The sequence below is a fragment of the Prosthecomicrobium pneumaticum genome (assembly GCF_014199915.1).
Classification (GTDB): domain Bacteria; phylum Pseudomonadota; class Alphaproteobacteria; order Rhizobiales; family Kaistiaceae; genus Prosthecomicrobium; species Prosthecomicrobium pneumaticum.
In genome coordinates this window covers 54,926-69,725 of sequence record NZ_JACHOO010000012.1, presented here as the reverse complement: position 1 = coordinate 69,725, position 14,800 = coordinate 54,926, and the positions used below count along the sequence as shown (strand labels likewise).

Annotated in this window: 15 protein-coding genes; 5 read left to right on the top strand and 10 right to left on the bottom strand. The window is 70.9% G+C overall.

Annotation, left to right across the window (positions count from 1 at the left end):
• Positions 1-38 precede the first annotated feature (38 nt).
• Both dgcN and dgcA read left to right on the top strand, forming a co-directional pair.
• The gene (gene dgcN, locus GGQ63_RS20480) at positions 39-1,064 is read left to right on the top strand and encodes an N-acetyltransferase DgcN (RefSeq protein WP_183858481.1); all 1,026 of its coding nucleotides are present in this window, start codon (positions 39-41) and stop codon (positions 1,062-1,064) included.
• The gene (gene dgcA / locus GGQ63_RS20475) at positions 1,061-2,047 is read left to right on the top strand and encodes an N-acetyl-D-Glu racemase DgcA (RefSeq protein WP_183858480.1); all 987 of its coding nucleotides are present in this window, start codon (positions 1,061-1,063) and stop codon (positions 2,045-2,047) included. Before dgcN ends, dgcA begins: the two co-directional genes overlap by 4 nt.
• Here the strand turns inward: dgcA and GGQ63_RS20470 are convergent.
• Positions 2,016-3,203 (bottom strand): MFS transporter, encoded by a 1,188-nt coding sequence (locus tag GGQ63_RS20470; protein WP_183858479.1) that lies wholly within the window; start codon positions 3,201-3,203, stop codon positions 2,016-2,018. The genes dgcA and GGQ63_RS20470 overlap by 32 nt on opposite strands.
• 87 nt (positions 3,204-3,290) lie before the next feature.
• Here GGQ63_RS20470 and GGQ63_RS20465 point away from each other — a divergent pair, with 87 nt between their 5' ends.
• Complete coding sequence (locus GGQ63_RS20465) at positions 3,291-3,698, top strand: hypothetical protein (protein WP_183858478.1); 408 nt, start codon at positions 3,291-3,293, stop codon at positions 3,696-3,698.
• Between the two features lie 79 nt (positions 3,699-3,777).
• Here the strand turns inward: GGQ63_RS20465 and GGQ63_RS20460 are convergent, their stop codons facing one another.
• The 4 genes from GGQ63_RS20460 to GGQ63_RS20445 form a co-directional block, all read right to left on the bottom strand.
• Positions 3,778-4,758, bottom strand: a complete 981-nt coding sequence (locus GGQ63_RS20460; RefSeq protein WP_183858477.1) for a threonine ammonia-lyase — start codon at positions 4,756-4,758, stop codon at positions 3,778-3,780.
• A 26-nt stretch (positions 4,759-4,784) separates the two neighbouring features.
• Positions 4,785-5,840 carry a glycosyltransferase family 4 protein gene (locus GGQ63_RS20455; protein ID WP_183858476.1) on the bottom strand — a complete coding sequence of 352 codons (1,056 nt, stop codon included), beginning with the start codon at positions 5,838-5,840 and terminating at the stop codon, positions 4,785-4,787.
• Positions 5,837-6,649, bottom strand: a complete 813-nt coding sequence (locus GGQ63_RS20450) for a UDP-2,3-diacylglucosamine diphosphatase (RefSeq protein WP_183858475.1) — start codon at positions 6,647-6,649, stop codon at positions 5,837-5,839. Before GGQ63_RS20450 ends, GGQ63_RS20455 begins: the two co-directional genes overlap by 4 nt.
• Before the next feature lie 115 nt (positions 6,650-6,764).
• Complete coding sequence (locus GGQ63_RS20445) at positions 6,765-7,358, bottom strand: LysE family translocator (protein ID WP_183858474.1); 594 nt, start codon at positions 7,356-7,358, stop codon at positions 6,765-6,767.
• A 165-nt stretch (positions 7,359-7,523) separates the two neighbouring features.
• Between GGQ63_RS20445 and GGQ63_RS20440 the strand changes: the two genes are divergently transcribed.
• The gene (locus GGQ63_RS20440; protein WP_183858473.1) at positions 7,524-8,303 is read left to right on the top strand and encodes an SDR family oxidoreductase; all 780 of its coding nucleotides are present in this window, start codon (positions 7,524-7,526) and stop codon (positions 8,301-8,303) included.
• Between the two features lie 3 nt (positions 8,304-8,306).
• Here GGQ63_RS20440 and GGQ63_RS20435 read toward each other — a convergent pair whose 3' ends face one another.
• Both GGQ63_RS20435 and GGQ63_RS20430 read right to left on the bottom strand, forming a co-directional pair.
• Positions 8,307-8,588, bottom strand: a complete 282-nt coding sequence (locus tag GGQ63_RS20435; protein WP_183858472.1) for a type II toxin-antitoxin system YafQ family toxin — start codon at positions 8,586-8,588, stop codon at positions 8,307-8,309.
• Positions 8,575-8,838, bottom strand: a complete 264-nt coding sequence (locus GGQ63_RS20430; protein ID WP_183858471.1) for a type II toxin-antitoxin system RelB/DinJ family antitoxin — start codon at positions 8,836-8,838, stop codon at positions 8,575-8,577. The genes GGQ63_RS20435 and GGQ63_RS20430 overlap by 14 nt, the downstream gene beginning before the upstream one ends.
• Before the next feature lie 169 nt (positions 8,839-9,007).
• On the opposite strand from GGQ63_RS20430, the gene GGQ63_RS20425 reads away from it, so the two are divergent.
• Complete coding sequence (locus tag GGQ63_RS20425; protein WP_183858470.1) at positions 9,008-9,856, top strand: fumarylacetoacetate hydrolase family protein; 849 nt, start codon at positions 9,008-9,010, stop codon at positions 9,854-9,856.
• Between the two features lie 663 nt (positions 9,857-10,519).
• On the opposite strand, the gene thiD is transcribed toward GGQ63_RS20425, so the two are convergent.
• The 3 genes from thiD to GGQ63_RS20410 form a co-directional block, all read right to left on the bottom strand.
• The gene (gene thiD, locus GGQ63_RS20420; protein ID WP_183858469.1) at positions 10,520-11,317 is read right to left on the bottom strand and encodes a bifunctional hydroxymethylpyrimidine kinase/phosphomethylpyrimidine kinase; all 798 of its coding nucleotides are present in this window, start codon (positions 11,315-11,317) and stop codon (positions 10,520-10,522) included.
• 10 nt (positions 11,318-11,327) lie between these two features.
• A complete protein-coding gene (locus GGQ63_RS20415; RefSeq protein ID WP_183858468.1) occupies positions 11,328-12,278 on the bottom strand; it encodes a DMT family transporter in 951 nt (316 codons plus the stop codon).
• A 76-nt stretch (positions 12,279-12,354) separates the two neighbouring features.
• Positions 12,355-14,676, bottom strand: a complete 2,322-nt coding sequence (locus GGQ63_RS20410; RefSeq protein ID WP_246429907.1) for a xanthine dehydrogenase family protein molybdopterin-binding subunit — start codon at positions 14,674-14,676, stop codon at positions 12,355-12,357.
• Positions 14,677-14,800 lie beyond the last annotated feature (124 nt).

Here is a 14,800-nt window from a genome sequence, read left to right as displayed (position 1 = left end):
CCGCCGCGGGCAAGGCAGGGGGCCGAAAAGGATGTCGCATGGAGATCGAAAGACCCTATCTGTTGTTCCTGGGTGACGTTCCCGACGCGCTCGCGGCGAAGACCGGGCTCGGCATCGTCGACTGGCGGCGCGACTGGTGCATCGGCCAGTTCCGGCTGCCGGGCTGCAAGGCCGACGCCGGCCTCGCCGAGATGGCGCCCGCCGAAGCTGCGGCAAAGGGCGCCCGCACGATGATCGTCGGCGCGGTCAATGCCGGCGGCGTGCTGCCCGACCACTGGGCCGATTCGATCGTCGCCGCGCTCGATGCCGGCATGGACGTCGCGAGCGGGCTGCACACGCGGCTCGGCGACCATCCGGCGATCCGCGCCGCGGCGGAGCGGAACGGCCGGCAGTTGCACGACGTCCGCCACAGCACGATGCGTTTTGCCACCGGCAAAGGCACCAAGCGGGAGGGCAAGCGGCTGCTGACGGTCGGCACCGACTGCTCGATCGGCAAGAAATACACCGCGCTCGCGCTCGAGCGGGCGATGCGGGAGGCGGGCTTCGACGCCGACTTCCGGGCGACGGGCCAGACCGGCGTGTTCATCTCCGGCCGCGGCGTCGCGATCGATGCGGTGGTCGCGGATTTCATCTCCGGCGCGGTCGAATGGCTGGCGCCGGCAGCGGCACCCGACCATTGGGACCTCGTCGAGGGCCAGGGCTCGCTGTTCCACCCCTCCTTCGCCGGCGTCTCGCTCGGCCTGCTGCACGGCGCGCAGCCGGACGCCTTCGTCGTCTGCCACGAGCCGACGCGGCGGACGATGCGCGGCGTCGCGCACCCCCTGCCGACCATCGCCGAGGTGATCGAGCTGACGATCGCCTGCGGCCGGCTGACCAATCCGGCGATCCGCTGCGTCGGCCTCGCGATCAACACCGCGGCGCTCGGCGATGGGGAGGCGCAGGCGCTGCTCGCCGAGACCGGCGCGGCGCACGGCCTGCCGGCGGTCGACCCGATCCGCACCGGCGTGGCGCCGCTCGTCGAGCGGATCGCCGAGGAGTTCGGCCGCCCGGAATCCCGCCGGTGACGACGCGGCGGGTGAGCGTCACGATCGAGCGCTTCCCGATCGCCGGGCGGTTCACCATCGCGCGCGGCTCGCGCACCGAGGCGGTGGTGGTGGTCGCGACGATCGAGGCGGACGGGGTGACGGGCCGCGGCGAATGCGTGCCCTATGCGCGCTACGGCGAAAGCGTCGAGGGCGTCGCCGCGGCGATTCTCGCAGAGACCGAAGGGCTCGCGGCGGGGCTCGACCGGGAGACGCTGCGCCGTGTCATGCCGCCCGGCGCGGCGCGGAACGCGATCGATTGCGCGCTCTTCGATCTCGAGGCGAAGACGAGCGGCCGGCCGGCCGCCGAGATCGCCGGCATCGCCCCGCCCCGCCCGCTCGTCACCGCCTATACGCTGAGCCTCGATACGCCGGAGGCGATGGAGACGGCCGCGCTCGCCGCCGCCGACCGGCCGCTCCTCAAGGTGAAGCTCGGCGGCGCGGGCGATCCGGAGCGGATCCGGGCGGTGCGGCGCGGCGCGCCGAAGGCGCGGCTGATCGCCGATGCGAACGAGGCGTGGACGATCGCCGACTTCGCGCAGAACATGGCGGCCTGCGCGGCCGCCGATGTCGAGCTGATCGAGCAGCCGCTGCCGGCGGCCGAGGATGCCGCGCTCGCCGATCTCGCCCGCCCGGTGCCGGTCTGCGCCGATGAGAGCCTGCATGTCGGGGGCGATCTCGGCGGGCTCGCCGGCCGCTACGATGCGGTCAACGTCAAGCTCGACAAGGCGGGCGGGCTGACGGAGGCGCTCGTGCTGATCGACGCGGCGGTCGAGGCGGGCTTCGACGTGATGGTCGGCTGCATGCTCGGCTCGTCGCTCGCCATGGCGCCGGCGGTGCTCGCGGCCCAGAAGGCGCGCTATGTCGATCTCGACGGGCCGCTGCTGCTCGCCGCCGACCGGACGCCCGGCCTCGTCTATCGCGGCAGCCTCGTCATGCCCCCGGATCCGGCCCTCTGGGGGTGAAGAACAGCCGCAGCACGACGATGAGGACGAGGCCGAGGGCGGCGATCGGGGCCATGGCCAGGAAGGAATGCACGCCGAGCCAGGCATAGAGCGGACCGGCTGCCTGGGTCGCCACCGCCATGGTGAGGCCCGAGGCCATCAGATAGAGGCCCTGCGCCGAGGCGGTGCGCGCATCGGGCACGCGCTTGGCGATCGCGTGCTGGATGCCGGCGAGCGTGCCGCCGAAGGTGAGCGCGTGCAGCGCCTGCAAGGCGACGAAGGCCGCGAGGTGGTCGACGAAGGGAAAGACCAGCCAGCGGAAGACCGCCGCGGCGGCGCCGATGCCGACGAGCGTGACCGGCCGGATGCGTCCGAGGATGCGGCCGGACAGGAAGAGCAGCACCACTTCGGCGACGACGCCGGAGGCCCAGAGCACGCCGATCGCATTGCCGGAGAAACCGCGCTCCTGCCAGTAGAGCGTCCCGAAGCCGTAGAGCTGCGCGTGGCTCGCCTGAATCATCGCGCCGGCGCCGATGATGAGGCCGATCTCCGGATTGAGGAGGCTGCGCCAGCCCGCGACGCGGCGCGAGGCGGGACCCGCCCCGCCGCTGCCGGGCAGTCCCGGCAGGATGAGCGCCGCAGCGGCCGAGATGGCGAGCGCCGCGAACAGCATCGGCAGCACGATGCCGCCCGCGAAGGCCGAATAGAGCGCGCCGCTCGCCAGATTGGCGCAGATGAAGCCGACCGAGCCGAGACTGCGGACCCGGCCGTAATCCATGCCGAAGCGGCGCACGCCGGCGAGCGCCAGCGCCTCGCCGGGCGGCTGCGCCATCGCCACCATGACATTGGCGAGCGAGGCGAAGACGAGGATCGTCCAATAGCCGGGCGCGAGCGCGGCCGGCAGAAAGAGGAGCATCGCGGCGGCGCTGAAGCCGAGCGCGGCAGCCCGCCGGCTCGGCAGCCGGTCGGCGAGCCAGCTGCCGAACGGCATGATGAGGATGCGCGCCGCCATCGGCACGGCGAGGCAGGTGCCGATCTCGGCCGGCGAGAGGCCGACCGCGGCGAACCACACCGGCAGGAAGGGAAGATGCACCCCGCCGACGACGAAGAAGAAGAAATAGTAGATCGCCATGCGCGAGGCGAAATGCGGCGGGGCCGCGGCCGTCATTGCCTGCATGGCGGGGGGTCTTCTAACGTCGGGGAAATCGAGGGTGGCACCGATTCGCAGCGCGCCACCCGCAGGATATAGAATCACGAGCGGACGATGACGAGCGGCACGGCGCCCGAAGAGGCGCGCGAGGGCGATTACGAGGCGCTGGAGGCCGCGGTGATGGAGACCGCGCGCGGCCGCTGGTTCCTCGCCGAATTCACCCGCCGGCGCCGCGCGGCCGATACGGCCGCCGTGCTCGAGGCGCTGGCGCGGCTCGAATCCCGGCTCGCCGAACCGCGGCAGGAGACGGCCCTCGAAGCGATGGGCCGCGAGATCGCCGCCCTCGCAGCCTCTCTCGAAGCGGCCCGCACCGAGCTCGCGGCGCTCGGCTCGGCGCGGTCGGAGGCGGCGCCGGCTCCCTCCCCCGCCGCGGCACGGCTCACGGTCGCGCACGACCGCGGCGCCGAGCCCGACCCGACCCGCGGCATGAGCGCCGAGGCGCGGTTCGCCCTCTTCTCCTGAGGTCCGTCCAGTCCCGGACCGCCTCTCGCCGCGGAAGCCCGCGTCGCGCGGCCTCCTCGGCGCAGGCCCTTCCGGAGGCTCAGGCGCGGCCGAGCGCCCGGTCGAGCACCGGCGGATCGATATTGCCGCCCGAAAGCACGACGACGATCGTCTTCCCCGCAGCGTCGATCCGGCCGGCGAGCAGAGCGGCGAGGCCGACCGCGCCGCCGGGCTCGACCACCATCCGCAACGTCTCGAAGGCGAAGGCGACCGCGGCGAGCGCCTCGTCATCGTCCGCAGCGACGCCACCGGCGAGATTGCGCCGGTTGAGCGCGAAACCGATCGGACCCGGCCGCGGCGCGAGCAGCGCATCGCAGACCGAGCCGCCGAGCGCCGCATTGCTCTCGATCGCGTCCGCCGCGAGCGAGCGGCCGTAATCGTCGAAGCCCGCCGGCTCGGCGACGAAGACGGCGGCCGAGGGCAGCAGCGCCGCCGCGGCGACGCCGATCCCCGCCGCGAGCCCGCCGCCCGAACAGGGCACCAGGATCGCGTCGGGCGCGAGGTCGCGCCGCGCGCATTCCGCGGCGATCTCGAGGCCGATCGTGCCCTGACCGGCGATGACGTGCGGATGGTTGAAGGGGTGGACGAGGGTGGCCCCCGATTCGGCGACGAGCTCGGCGGCGATCGCGTCGCGGTCCTCGCCGGTGCGGTCGTAGAGCCGTACGGTGGCGCCGCGCCGCGCGGTGCCCTCGCGCTTCGGCGCCGGCGCGTCGGCCGGCATGACGATGGTCGCCGGCACGCCGAAGAGCCGCGCCGCCTCGGCGATGCCCTGCGCGTGATTGCCGGACGAGCAGGCGACGATGCCGCGCGCCCGCGCCCCGGGCTCGACCGCGCTGACCGCGTTCATCGCGCCGCGGAACTTGAAGGAGCCGGTGCGCTGCAGGTTCTCGCATTTGAGGAACACCCGGCCGCCGACGCGGGCGTCGAGCTCCGGATGGGAGAGGAGCGGCGTCGCGAGCGCGGTCGCCGCGATGCGGCCCGCGGCCGTCCGGATATCGTCGATCGTCACGGCATCGGCCATCGTGCGCGCCTCCTGGCGGAGGAACGCTAGTCCGTGGCGTCGATCGATTGCAAGCCTTGCAGATCGTGGCCGGCGTGGCGATGGACGCGGGCGACATTGCCGACGAACTGCCGCGTCGCCGCCTGCCACGAATGCTCGAGCGCCACCGCCCGGCAATGGTCGCGGGAAATGTCGAGCGCGGCGAGCGCGGCAGCGCGCAGATCCTCCGACAGCACGCCGGCGCCCGTGCCGCCGATCACGTCCTGCGGACCGACCACCGGATAGGCCGCGACCGGCAGGCCGGAGGCGAGCGCCTCCAGGAGCACGACGCCGAACGTATCGGTGCGGCTCGGGAAGACGAAACAGTCGGCCGCCGCATAGGTCTCGGCGAGCGCCTCGCCGACCCGCGCGCCGAGAAAGGCGACGTCGGGATGGGCGCGCTTCAGGCTGTCGAGCGCCGGGCCGTCGCCGACCACCACCTTCGAGCCCGGCAGGTCGAGCGACAGGAAGGCGCCGATGTTCTTCTCGACCGAGACGCGGCCGACATAGAGGAAGATCGGCCTCGGCAGGCCGAGATCGGGCGCCGTCGCGCGCGGCCGGAAGAGCTCGGCATCGACGCCGCGCGACCAGCGCATCAGGTTCTCGAAGCCGCGGCTCTTCAGCTCCGCCTCGAGCGAGGCGGTCGCGACCATGCAGCCGGAGCCGGCATTGTGGAAGCGGCGCAGCCACGCATAGGTCCAGGCGGTCGGCACCGGCAGCCGGGCATGCAGATATTCCGGGAACCGGGTGTGATAGCTCGTCGTGAACATCACCCGTTCGCGCCGGCACCAGCGCCGCACGGCGCTGCCGATCGGCCCTTCGGTCGCGATGTGGACGTGGTCGGGCCGCGCCTCGGCCGCCTTGCGGGCGATCGCACCCGGCGCCGTGATGGCGAGGCGGATTTCCGGGTAGGTCGGGCACGGCAGGGTGTGAAAGGCCTGCGGCGTGACGAAGGACGGCTCTATGCCGAAGGCCGGCAGGTTCTGGGCGAGCGTCTCGAGGGTGCGGACGACGCCGTTGATCTGCGGATGCCAGGCGTCGGTCGCGATCAGGAGCCGCGTCATGCCGCGACCTGGTCGGCCGCCGGCGGCGGCAGCGAGGCCTTGAGCGCCCGGGCGCGCTTCAGCTCGGCCCAGCGGACGATCTCCAGCCGGCCGTCATGATGCTCGACGAGCGCGGTGCAGCTCTCGACCCAGTCGCCCGTATTGACGTAGCGGATGCCGTGCATGTCGTGCATCGCCGCATGGTGGATGTGGCCGCAGATCACCCCGTCGGCGCCGACGCGCTTCGCCTCGGTGGCGAGCGCCTGTTCGAAGGCGCCGATGAAATTGACGGCGTTCTTCACCTTCATCTTCGCCCAGGCCGACAGCGACCAGTATTCGAAGCCCAGCCGGCGGCGGACCCGGCTGACCAGCGTGTTGAGCGCGAGGGCGAGATTGTAGGCCCAGTCGCCGAGGAAGGCGAGCCAGCGGGCATGGCGCACCACGACGTCGAACTGGTCGCCATGGATGACCAGCATGCGCTTGCCGTCGGCCGTGGTATGCACGACCCGGTCGAGCACCTCGATGCCGCCGAGATGGGTGCCGAGGAAATCGCGCAGGAACTCGTCGTGATTGCCGGGGATGTAATAGACGTGCGCGCCCTTGCGCGCCTTGCGGAGCAGCTTCTGGACGACGTCGTTATGGGCCTGCGGCCAGTACCAGCCGCGCTTCAGCCGCCAGCCGTCGACAATGTCTCCGACCAGATAGATCGTCTCGCAATCATAGACGCGCAGGAAGTCGAGCAGCAGCTCGGCCTGCGAGCCGCGTGTTCCGAGATGGATGTCCGACAGGAAAAGCGTGCGGACGTGGCGAGATTCACTGTCGCTGGACATGGGCTTGATTCGCGAGGCCCGCATTTCGATGGAACTCTCGCTTAACTGAGCCGCGCAACGGATTTGTGACAGCAGCGGCAGGTGGCCGGGCGCGGACAGGCGCCGGGCGAACGGCTCAGAAGAGCGTCGGGATCATCGAGACGACGAGGAGCGCCGCCATCGTCCAGTTGAACGCCGCGATGCGGCCGGGCGTTCCGAGCAGGCGGGCGATCGCCGTGCCGAACAGACACCACACGGTGCAGATCGGCGCGGTCGCGAGGATGAAGAGGCCGACGAGGACGGCGAGCGGCAGCAGCGGGTCCTGCCCTTCCGGCAGATAGAGCGTCGCGGCGGAAAGGCCCATCATCCAGGCCTTCGGGTTGACCCATTGGAAACCGGCCGCCGCGAGGAAGGAGAGCGGCTTCGCCGCCGCGGCGCCGGAAACGTCCGGCCGGCCGGCACGGGCGAGCTTCCAGGCGAGGTAGAGCAGCCAGGCGAAGGCGACATATTTGAGCACGGCATGGAGCAGCGGAAAGGCCGTGAACACCGCGCCGAGCCCGAGCCCGACGCCGAGCAGCATCACGGGAAAGCCGACCGCGATGCCGAGAATGTGCGGCACCGATCGCCGGAGACCGAAATTGGCTCCCGAGATCATCACCATCATGTTGTTCGGGCCGGGCGTGGCCGTCGTCACGAGGGCGAAGCCGAGCATCGACAGGAAGGTTTCCATGGCCGCCTCCGGTGAGACGGCCGCATCATGGCGCAACCGATGAATAGGTCAATGAGGTTGACGTAATTTTTCGGCGGACCCGCCGCGGAAACGAATCGCCCTCGACGGGTTCTCAGCCGGGCGGGCGGGCGCTAGGGTCGCGCTCCCCCCTTCGAGGAGAGTCGCATGGATCTCGGGATCGCCGGCCGCAAGGCCATCATCTGCGCGTCGAGCCGCGGGCTCGGCAGGGGCTGTGCCGAGGCGCTCGCCGAAGCCGGCTGCGATCTGGTGATCAATGGCCGCGACGTGCACGTGCTCGAGGCGACGGCGGCCGATCTCGCCAGGCGGTTCGGCGTCACGGTGACGCCGGTGGTCGCCGACGTCTCGACCCCGGAAGGCCAGGCGACGCTCCTCGCCGCCTGCCCCGACCCCGACATCCTCGTCAACAACAATGGCGGGCCGCCGCGCAAGGACTACGACCAGCTCGACCGCGCCGCGATGATCGCCGGCGTCGTCGGCAACATGATCACGCCGATCGAGCTGATCCAGAAGGTGATCGGGCCGATGAGCGAACGGGGCTTCGGCCGCATCGTCAACATCACGTCGAGCTCGGTGAAGGCGCCGATCTCGGGCCTCGACCTCTCCTCGGGCGCCCGCGCCGGCCTCACCGCCTTTCTCGGCGGCGTCGCCCGCGACGTCGCGCAGAAGGGCGTGACGATCAACCATCTGCTGCCCGGCAAGTTCGACACCGACCGGCTGGTGGGCGGCTTCGCCCGCGCCGCCAAGGAGGCCGGCGTCTCGGTCGAGGAAGCGAAGCGGCGCGAGATCGCGGCGATCCCGGCCGGCCGGCTCGGCACGCCCGAGGAGTTCGGCAAGGTCTGCGCCTTCCTCTGCTCGGTCCACGCAGCCTACATCACCGGCCAGTCCTTCCTGCTCGACGGCGGCCTGATCCGGACCAATTTCTGAGGCTCAAAGGCTGAGGGCGCTGTGCGAGCCCAGCCGGACGAGATCGAGAAACTCGGAATCGGGCTTCCGGTAGATCAGCACGAGGTCGGGATGGATGTGGCAGTCGCGGTGATCGCGCCACTCCCCCGAGAGCGCGTGGTCGCGACAACGCGCCGGCAGGGGCTGATCCGACACGAGAATCGTGACGACGGCAACGAGGTCTTCATCGAGCGTCGCGGCGTAACGGCCGCGGCGCTCGCGCCGGTAGTCCTTCTTGAAGCGCGCGGTGCGCCTAATCGTCCGCATCGAGGTCGGCCAGCAGCCCAGCGGGCCCGCCGACGGTCTTCACGTCGCCCCGCCGCGCCGCCTTCATCGCTTCGACCGTCTCCTTGTTCGGCACCAGCGGATCGAACGGCAACGCCCCTTCCGCGACCGTCCGGACGAGCATCATCCGCACGGCGTCCGACACGGTCAGACCCGCCGCCTCGAGAATGGCGGCGGCGTCATCCCGGATCTGTTCGTTCACCCGCGCGCGCACCACGGCGTTGGCAGCCATAGGACTTCTCCTTTTGGGCTACAATGTAGCCCATCCGGCGCAATCCGGCCACCGCCTCGGCGATCGCACGACAGCGTTGCCGGACCGGCGAAAGTCGGCGGCGGTCCGTGCTTGCGAAGGCGCGGTCGCTCGACCAATATCCGCCGGCCAATAACGGGAGACTATTATAATGAAGCTCTTGCGCTTCGGCGCGCCGGGCGCCGAGAAGCCGGGCATGCTCGACAAGGACGGCACGATCCGCGATCTCTCCGGCGTCATCGCCGATTTCACGCCCGAGACGCTCGCCGCCGGGGCGATCGAGACCGTCGCCGGCATCGACCCGTCGAGCCTGCCGGCGGTCGAGGCCGGCGTGCGCATCGGCCCGATCCTGAAGCGCGTCGGCAATTTCATCGCCATCGGCCTCAATTATGTCGACCACGCGCACGAGACCGGCTCGCCGATCCCGGCCGAGCCGATCATCTTCAACAAGGCGCCGAACTGCCTGCACGGCCCCTATGACACCGTGGTCATCCCGAAGGGCTCGGCGAAGACGGACTGGGAAGTCGAGCTCGCCGTCGTCATCGGCAAGCCGGCGAGCTATGTCGCGGCGCACGAGGCGCTCGACTATGTCGCCGGCTATGCGGTCTGCAACGACGTCTCCGAGCGGCATTTCCAGACCGAGCGCGGCGGCCAGTGGACGAAGGGCAAGGGCTGCCCGACCTTCGGCCCGCTCGGCCCCTGGCTCGTCACCCGCGACGAGATCGCCGACGTGCAGAACCTCGACATGTATCTCGATGTCGACGGCGTCCGCTGCCAGACCGGCAATACGAAGACGATGATCTTCGACGTGGCGCAGCTCGTCTCCTATACGAGCCATTTCATGCGGCTCGATCCGGGCGACGTGATCACCACCGGCACGCCGCCGGGCGTCGGCATGGGCATGAAGCCGCCGCGCTATCTGAAGGGCGGCGAGGTCGTGAAGCTCGGCATCGCCGGCCTCGGCGACCAGCAGCAGAACTTCGTCGCCTATAGCGGCTGAGCCGTCACGGCCGCGGGGTTTCTCACGGCGGGGCCTCCTGGCTCCGCCGTTTGTTTTCGGGGGGAGCCGGTGCGCGCGAGGAGCGCGACGGCCGGGTTCCCCCTCTCCCGCCTCGGCTCGGCTGTTGCCGAGCCGATTGCGGCAAAGGCGAAGTCGGCAACAGCCGACTTCGCTCGCGGGAGAGGGGGGCGGCACCCGCCGCGCAGACCTGCGACCGAGCATGCGCGGGGAGAACGAGCGCACCGCCGGGGCTCCCCCTCTCCCGCCCCGCGGGAGAGGGCCGGGGTGAGGGCCTTCTCTTGGTCGCCGCAGAAGAGCACCCTCACCCTTCCGGCCTAACCGTCTCGGTCGCTTGCGCTCCCTGCGACGCCAAGGCCGGAAGCCCTCTCCCGCGAGCGGGAGAGGGGGCGGCGCCGTTGGGCGGAAGTTGGTCGACGGAAGGTGGCCGGCGCTCCCAGCCGTCGCGCGGACGGCGGACGGCGGAAGGAGCCAGCGCCACGGCAGGGTTCCCCCTCTCCCGCTCCGCGGGAGAGGGTCGGGGTGAGGGCCTTCTCTTGGTTGCCGCAGAGCACCCTCACCCTTCCGGCCTAACCGTCTCGGTCGCTTGCGCTCCCTGCGACGCCAAGGCCGGAAGCCCTCTCCCGCATGGCGGGAGAGGGGGCCTCACCACTGCGCGAAATTGTGGTGCACCGGGCCGTGGCCCTTGCCGATCGTCAGGCGGTCGGCGGCAGAAAGGGCGGCCGTCAGATAGTCCTTCGCCGCGCCGACCGCCGTGTCGAGATCGAGGCCCCGCGCGAGGCCGGCGGCGATCGCCGAGGAGAGCGTGCAGCCGGTGCCGTGCGTGTTTCTCGTCGCGATGCGGGGCGCCGTGAAGCGGTGCACGCCCGACGCCGTGACGAGGAGGTCGACGCTCTCCGCGCCCGTGCCGTGGCCGCCCTTGACGAGCACGGCCTGCGGCCCGAGCGCGAGCAGCCGCTCGCCCTGCGCCCGCATCTCCGCCTCGCTCTCGGCCGGCGCCGCATCGAGCAACACCGCCGCCTCGGGGAGGTTCGGCGTGATCACCGTCGCCCGCGGCAGCAGGAGCGTGCGGAGCGCCTCGACCGCCTCGGGCACCAGCAGCCGGTCGCCCGACTGCGCCACCATCACCGGATCGACGACGATCTTCGTCGCACCGTGCCGGGCGAGGCCGTCGACCACGGTGGCGATCACCGCGGGACGCGACAGCATGCCGATCTTCACCGCGGCGACGGTCAGATCGTCGAACACCGAATCGATCTCGGCGGCGATGAAATCGGGCGGCACGTCGTGGATGGCGCGCACGCCTCGCGTGTTCTGCGCGACGAGCGCGGTGATCACCGAGGCGCCGTAGACGCCGAGCGCGGCGAAGGTCTTCAGGTCCGCCTGGATGCCGGCGCCGCCCGAGGGGTCGGTGCCGGCGATGGTGAGGGCGATGGGCGTCACGGGAACCCTCCTATTGCGGGCCGAGGCCGCTCGTCGGCGTCTGCGCCTGCTTCGACTTGCGCCGCTCGATGCCGAGCCTGTGTTCGCGATAGATCACGAACAGGCCCGCGGCAATGACGATCGCCGAGCCGATCAGCACGGTGAGCGTCGGCACGTAATCGAAGAGGAAGACGCTGATGATCACCGCCCAGATCATCGAGACATATTCGAAGGGGGCGATCAGCGAGGCGTCGCCATAGCGATAGCTGAGCGTGAGGAGCACCTGGCCGAGCCCGCCGCATATGCCGCAGCCGACGAGGAACAGCCAGTCGACCGGCGCCGGCATCACCCAGCCGAAGGGGCTGGTGGCGAGCATGAAGAGCGCGGTGAAGAGCGAGAAATAGACGACGATCGTATCGGTCGGCTCGATCCGGGTCAGCCGCCGGGTCTGCGTCGCGGCGAGCGCGCCGAGGAGAGCCCCGACGAGCGAGGCGCCGGCGCCGACGAGGCTGCGCGGCGGGGCGCCGGGCGTCGGCGCGATATAGTCGGAGAGGATGACCATCACGCCGAGGAGGCCGACGATCACCGCCGACCAGCGATAGATCCAGATCCGCTCGCCGAGCAGCAGGGCGGCGAAGACGACGGTGAGCAGCGGCGAGGCATAGCCGATCGCCGTGGCGTCGGAGAGCGGCAGCAGCGCGAGCGCTGTGAAGCCGAAGAACATCGACGCGCCGCCGGCGATCGAGCGCAAGAGATGGCCGCCGAGCCGGGGGGTGCGGAAGACGGTCGGGAAATCGCCGAGCCAGGCGGCCCAGATCAGGACGGGAATGAGCGCGAAGGCGGAGCGGAAGAAGGCGACCTCACCCGCCGGATAGCGGTCGGCCACATATTTGATGAGCGTCGCCATGCCGGCGAAGGCGACGGTCGAGATGATCTTCAGCGCGACCCCGGTGAAGGGCCGGCCGCTCACGGTCATGTCCATCATGTCTCGCCGGACGCATCGCGACGTCCGGCGTCTTCGCTCGCTTGTCGTGCGCGGCCGCCGGGCGGCAGCCGCCTCAGGCCCCGTTGAGCGCCGCCCAGACCTTCTGCGGCGTCGCCGGCATGTCGAAGTGGCCGGTATAGCCGGCGCGGATCAGAGCGTCGACGACGGCGTTCATCACCGCCGGCGTGGCGCCGATCGTGCCCGCCTCGCCCGCGCCCTTGATGCCCATCGCATTGGTCGTCGAGGGCACGTTGCGGGTCTCGAAGCGGAAGGGCGGCAGGTTGTCGGCGCGCGGCACGCAATAGTCGAGGAAGGTCGCCGTCAGGAGCTGGCCGTCCGGATCGTAGACCGTCTCCTCGAGCAGCGCCTGGCCGATGCCCTGCGCCACGCCGCCATGCAGCTGGCCGGCGAGCAGGATCGGGTTCACCGTGACGCCGAAATCGTCGACCACCGAATAGTCGACAATCTTCGTCTCGCCGGTCTCGGGATCGATCTCGATCTCGGCGATGTGGGTGCCGTTCGGATAGGTGCACTCGTCCTGCACGAACTCGCCGACCGCCGTCAGCTTCGCCTTGTCGGCCGCCTTCTCGGCGAGCGCGGCGAGCGGGACCGACTGATCCGTGCCGGCGACGCGGACCGCGCCGCCCGACAGTTCGAGATCGGCGATCGCCGCCTCGAGCTCCTCGGACGCGAGCTCCTTCAGCTGCTCGGCGAGCGTCTTCGCCGCCCGGTCGACCGAGACGGCGCCGAGCGGGATCGAGCGCGAGCCGCCGGTGCCCTCGCCGGTCGGCACCTTGTCGGTGTCGCCCTGGATCACCTCGATCTGCTCGATCTCGATGCCGAGCGTGCCGGCGATGAACTGCGAATAGGCGGTCGCGTGGCCCTGGCCGTTGGTCTGCGTGCCGATCAGCAGCGTCACCGAGCCGTTCGCGTTGAGCGTGACGGTCGCCGGCTCCGAGCCCGGGAAGGCGCAGGCCTCGACATAGGTGGCGATGCCGAGGCCGCGGATCTTGCCGGCGGCGCGCGCCGCCTCGAAGCGGGCCGGGAAGCCGTCATAATCGACCTTCTCGAGATTGCGCGCGAGATGGCCGGCGAAGTCGCCGGTGTCGTACATCCGGCCGCCCTGCGTCGTGTAGGGCAGCTGCTCGGGGCGGATGAAGTTGCGCTTGCGGATCTCGACCGGGCCGAGGCCGGTCTCGCGGCCGCATTTGTCGGCCAGCCGCTCGATCAGATAGGCGGCCTCCGGCCGGCCGGCGCCGCGATAGGCGTCGACGGGAACCGTCGTCGTATAGACGCCGCGCACCGTCACATCCATCGCCGGGATGTCGTAGAGGCCGGTCGTCATGGTGACGCCGCCGATCGCGATGTCGCCGCCGAACTGCGACATGTAGGCGCCGAGATTGGAGACGAGATCGACGCGGATGGCGAGGAAGCGGCCGTCGGCATCGAGGGCGATCTCCGCCTTCGTCAGATTGTCGCGGCCGTGCGCGTCGACCTGATAGTGCTCGGAGCGGTCGGCGAGCCATTTCACCGGCGCGCCGATCTTCTCCGCGGCGATCGCGGCGAGCGGATACTCCTGGTAGACGAAGGCCTTGGTGCCGAAGCCGCCGCCCACTTCCGGCGTCACGACGCGGATCCGCTTCGGATCGACCTTCAGGATGCTCTTCGCGATGATGTCGCGCATGCCATGGCCGCCCTGCGTGCCCATGGTGAGCGTCCAGCGGCCCGTGCCGGCGTCGTATTCCGCCACGACGCCGCGCGTCTCCATGTAATTGGCGACGAGGCGTTGGTTGACGATGTCGATCGACACCACGCGCGCGGCGCGCGCGAAGGCGGCGTCGGTCGCGGCGGCATCGCCGAGCTTGTGGGTGAAGGCGAGATTGGTGCCGAGTTCGGGATGGACGATCGGCGCATCGGGGCCGAGCGCGGCCCGGCCATCGGTGACCGCCGGCAGCGCGTCGTAATCGACGCCGATCAGCTCGGCGGCGGCCTTCGCGGCATCGAGCGTCTCGGCGACGATGAAGGCGATCGGATCGCCGACATGGCGGACCGTGTCGCGGCAGAGGAGCGGACGGGCCGGCACCCTGGCCGGCGTGCCGTCGGCGCTCGTCGGCACCACCTTCGCCGGCGGGCCGGCATAGTCGGCGACATCCGCGCCGGTCAGCACGAGGCGGACGCCTTCCGCCGCACGGGCCTCGTCGAGCCCGGAGAGCGCGATCCGGGCATGCGCCATCGAGGAGCGGAGCACGAAGGCGTGCAGCGTGCCGGCGGGGGTGTAGTCGCCGGTATAGAAGCCGTGACCGGTGATCAGCGGCAGGTCTTCCTTGCGCTTGACGCTGGCCCCGAGGCCGTATTTCCGCGGAGCGTTCTCGCGAAGCGGGGTCATGTCGTTCATGCCGGTCCGGCCCTTGCGGGCCGCCTCCTCGATCGGATGACGGTATGGGGCGGCGCCGGGACCGCGCGAAAGGCGGGTCGGGAGGCGCCGAAAGCGGAATTGAAACGATTATAGGGCGCTAAAG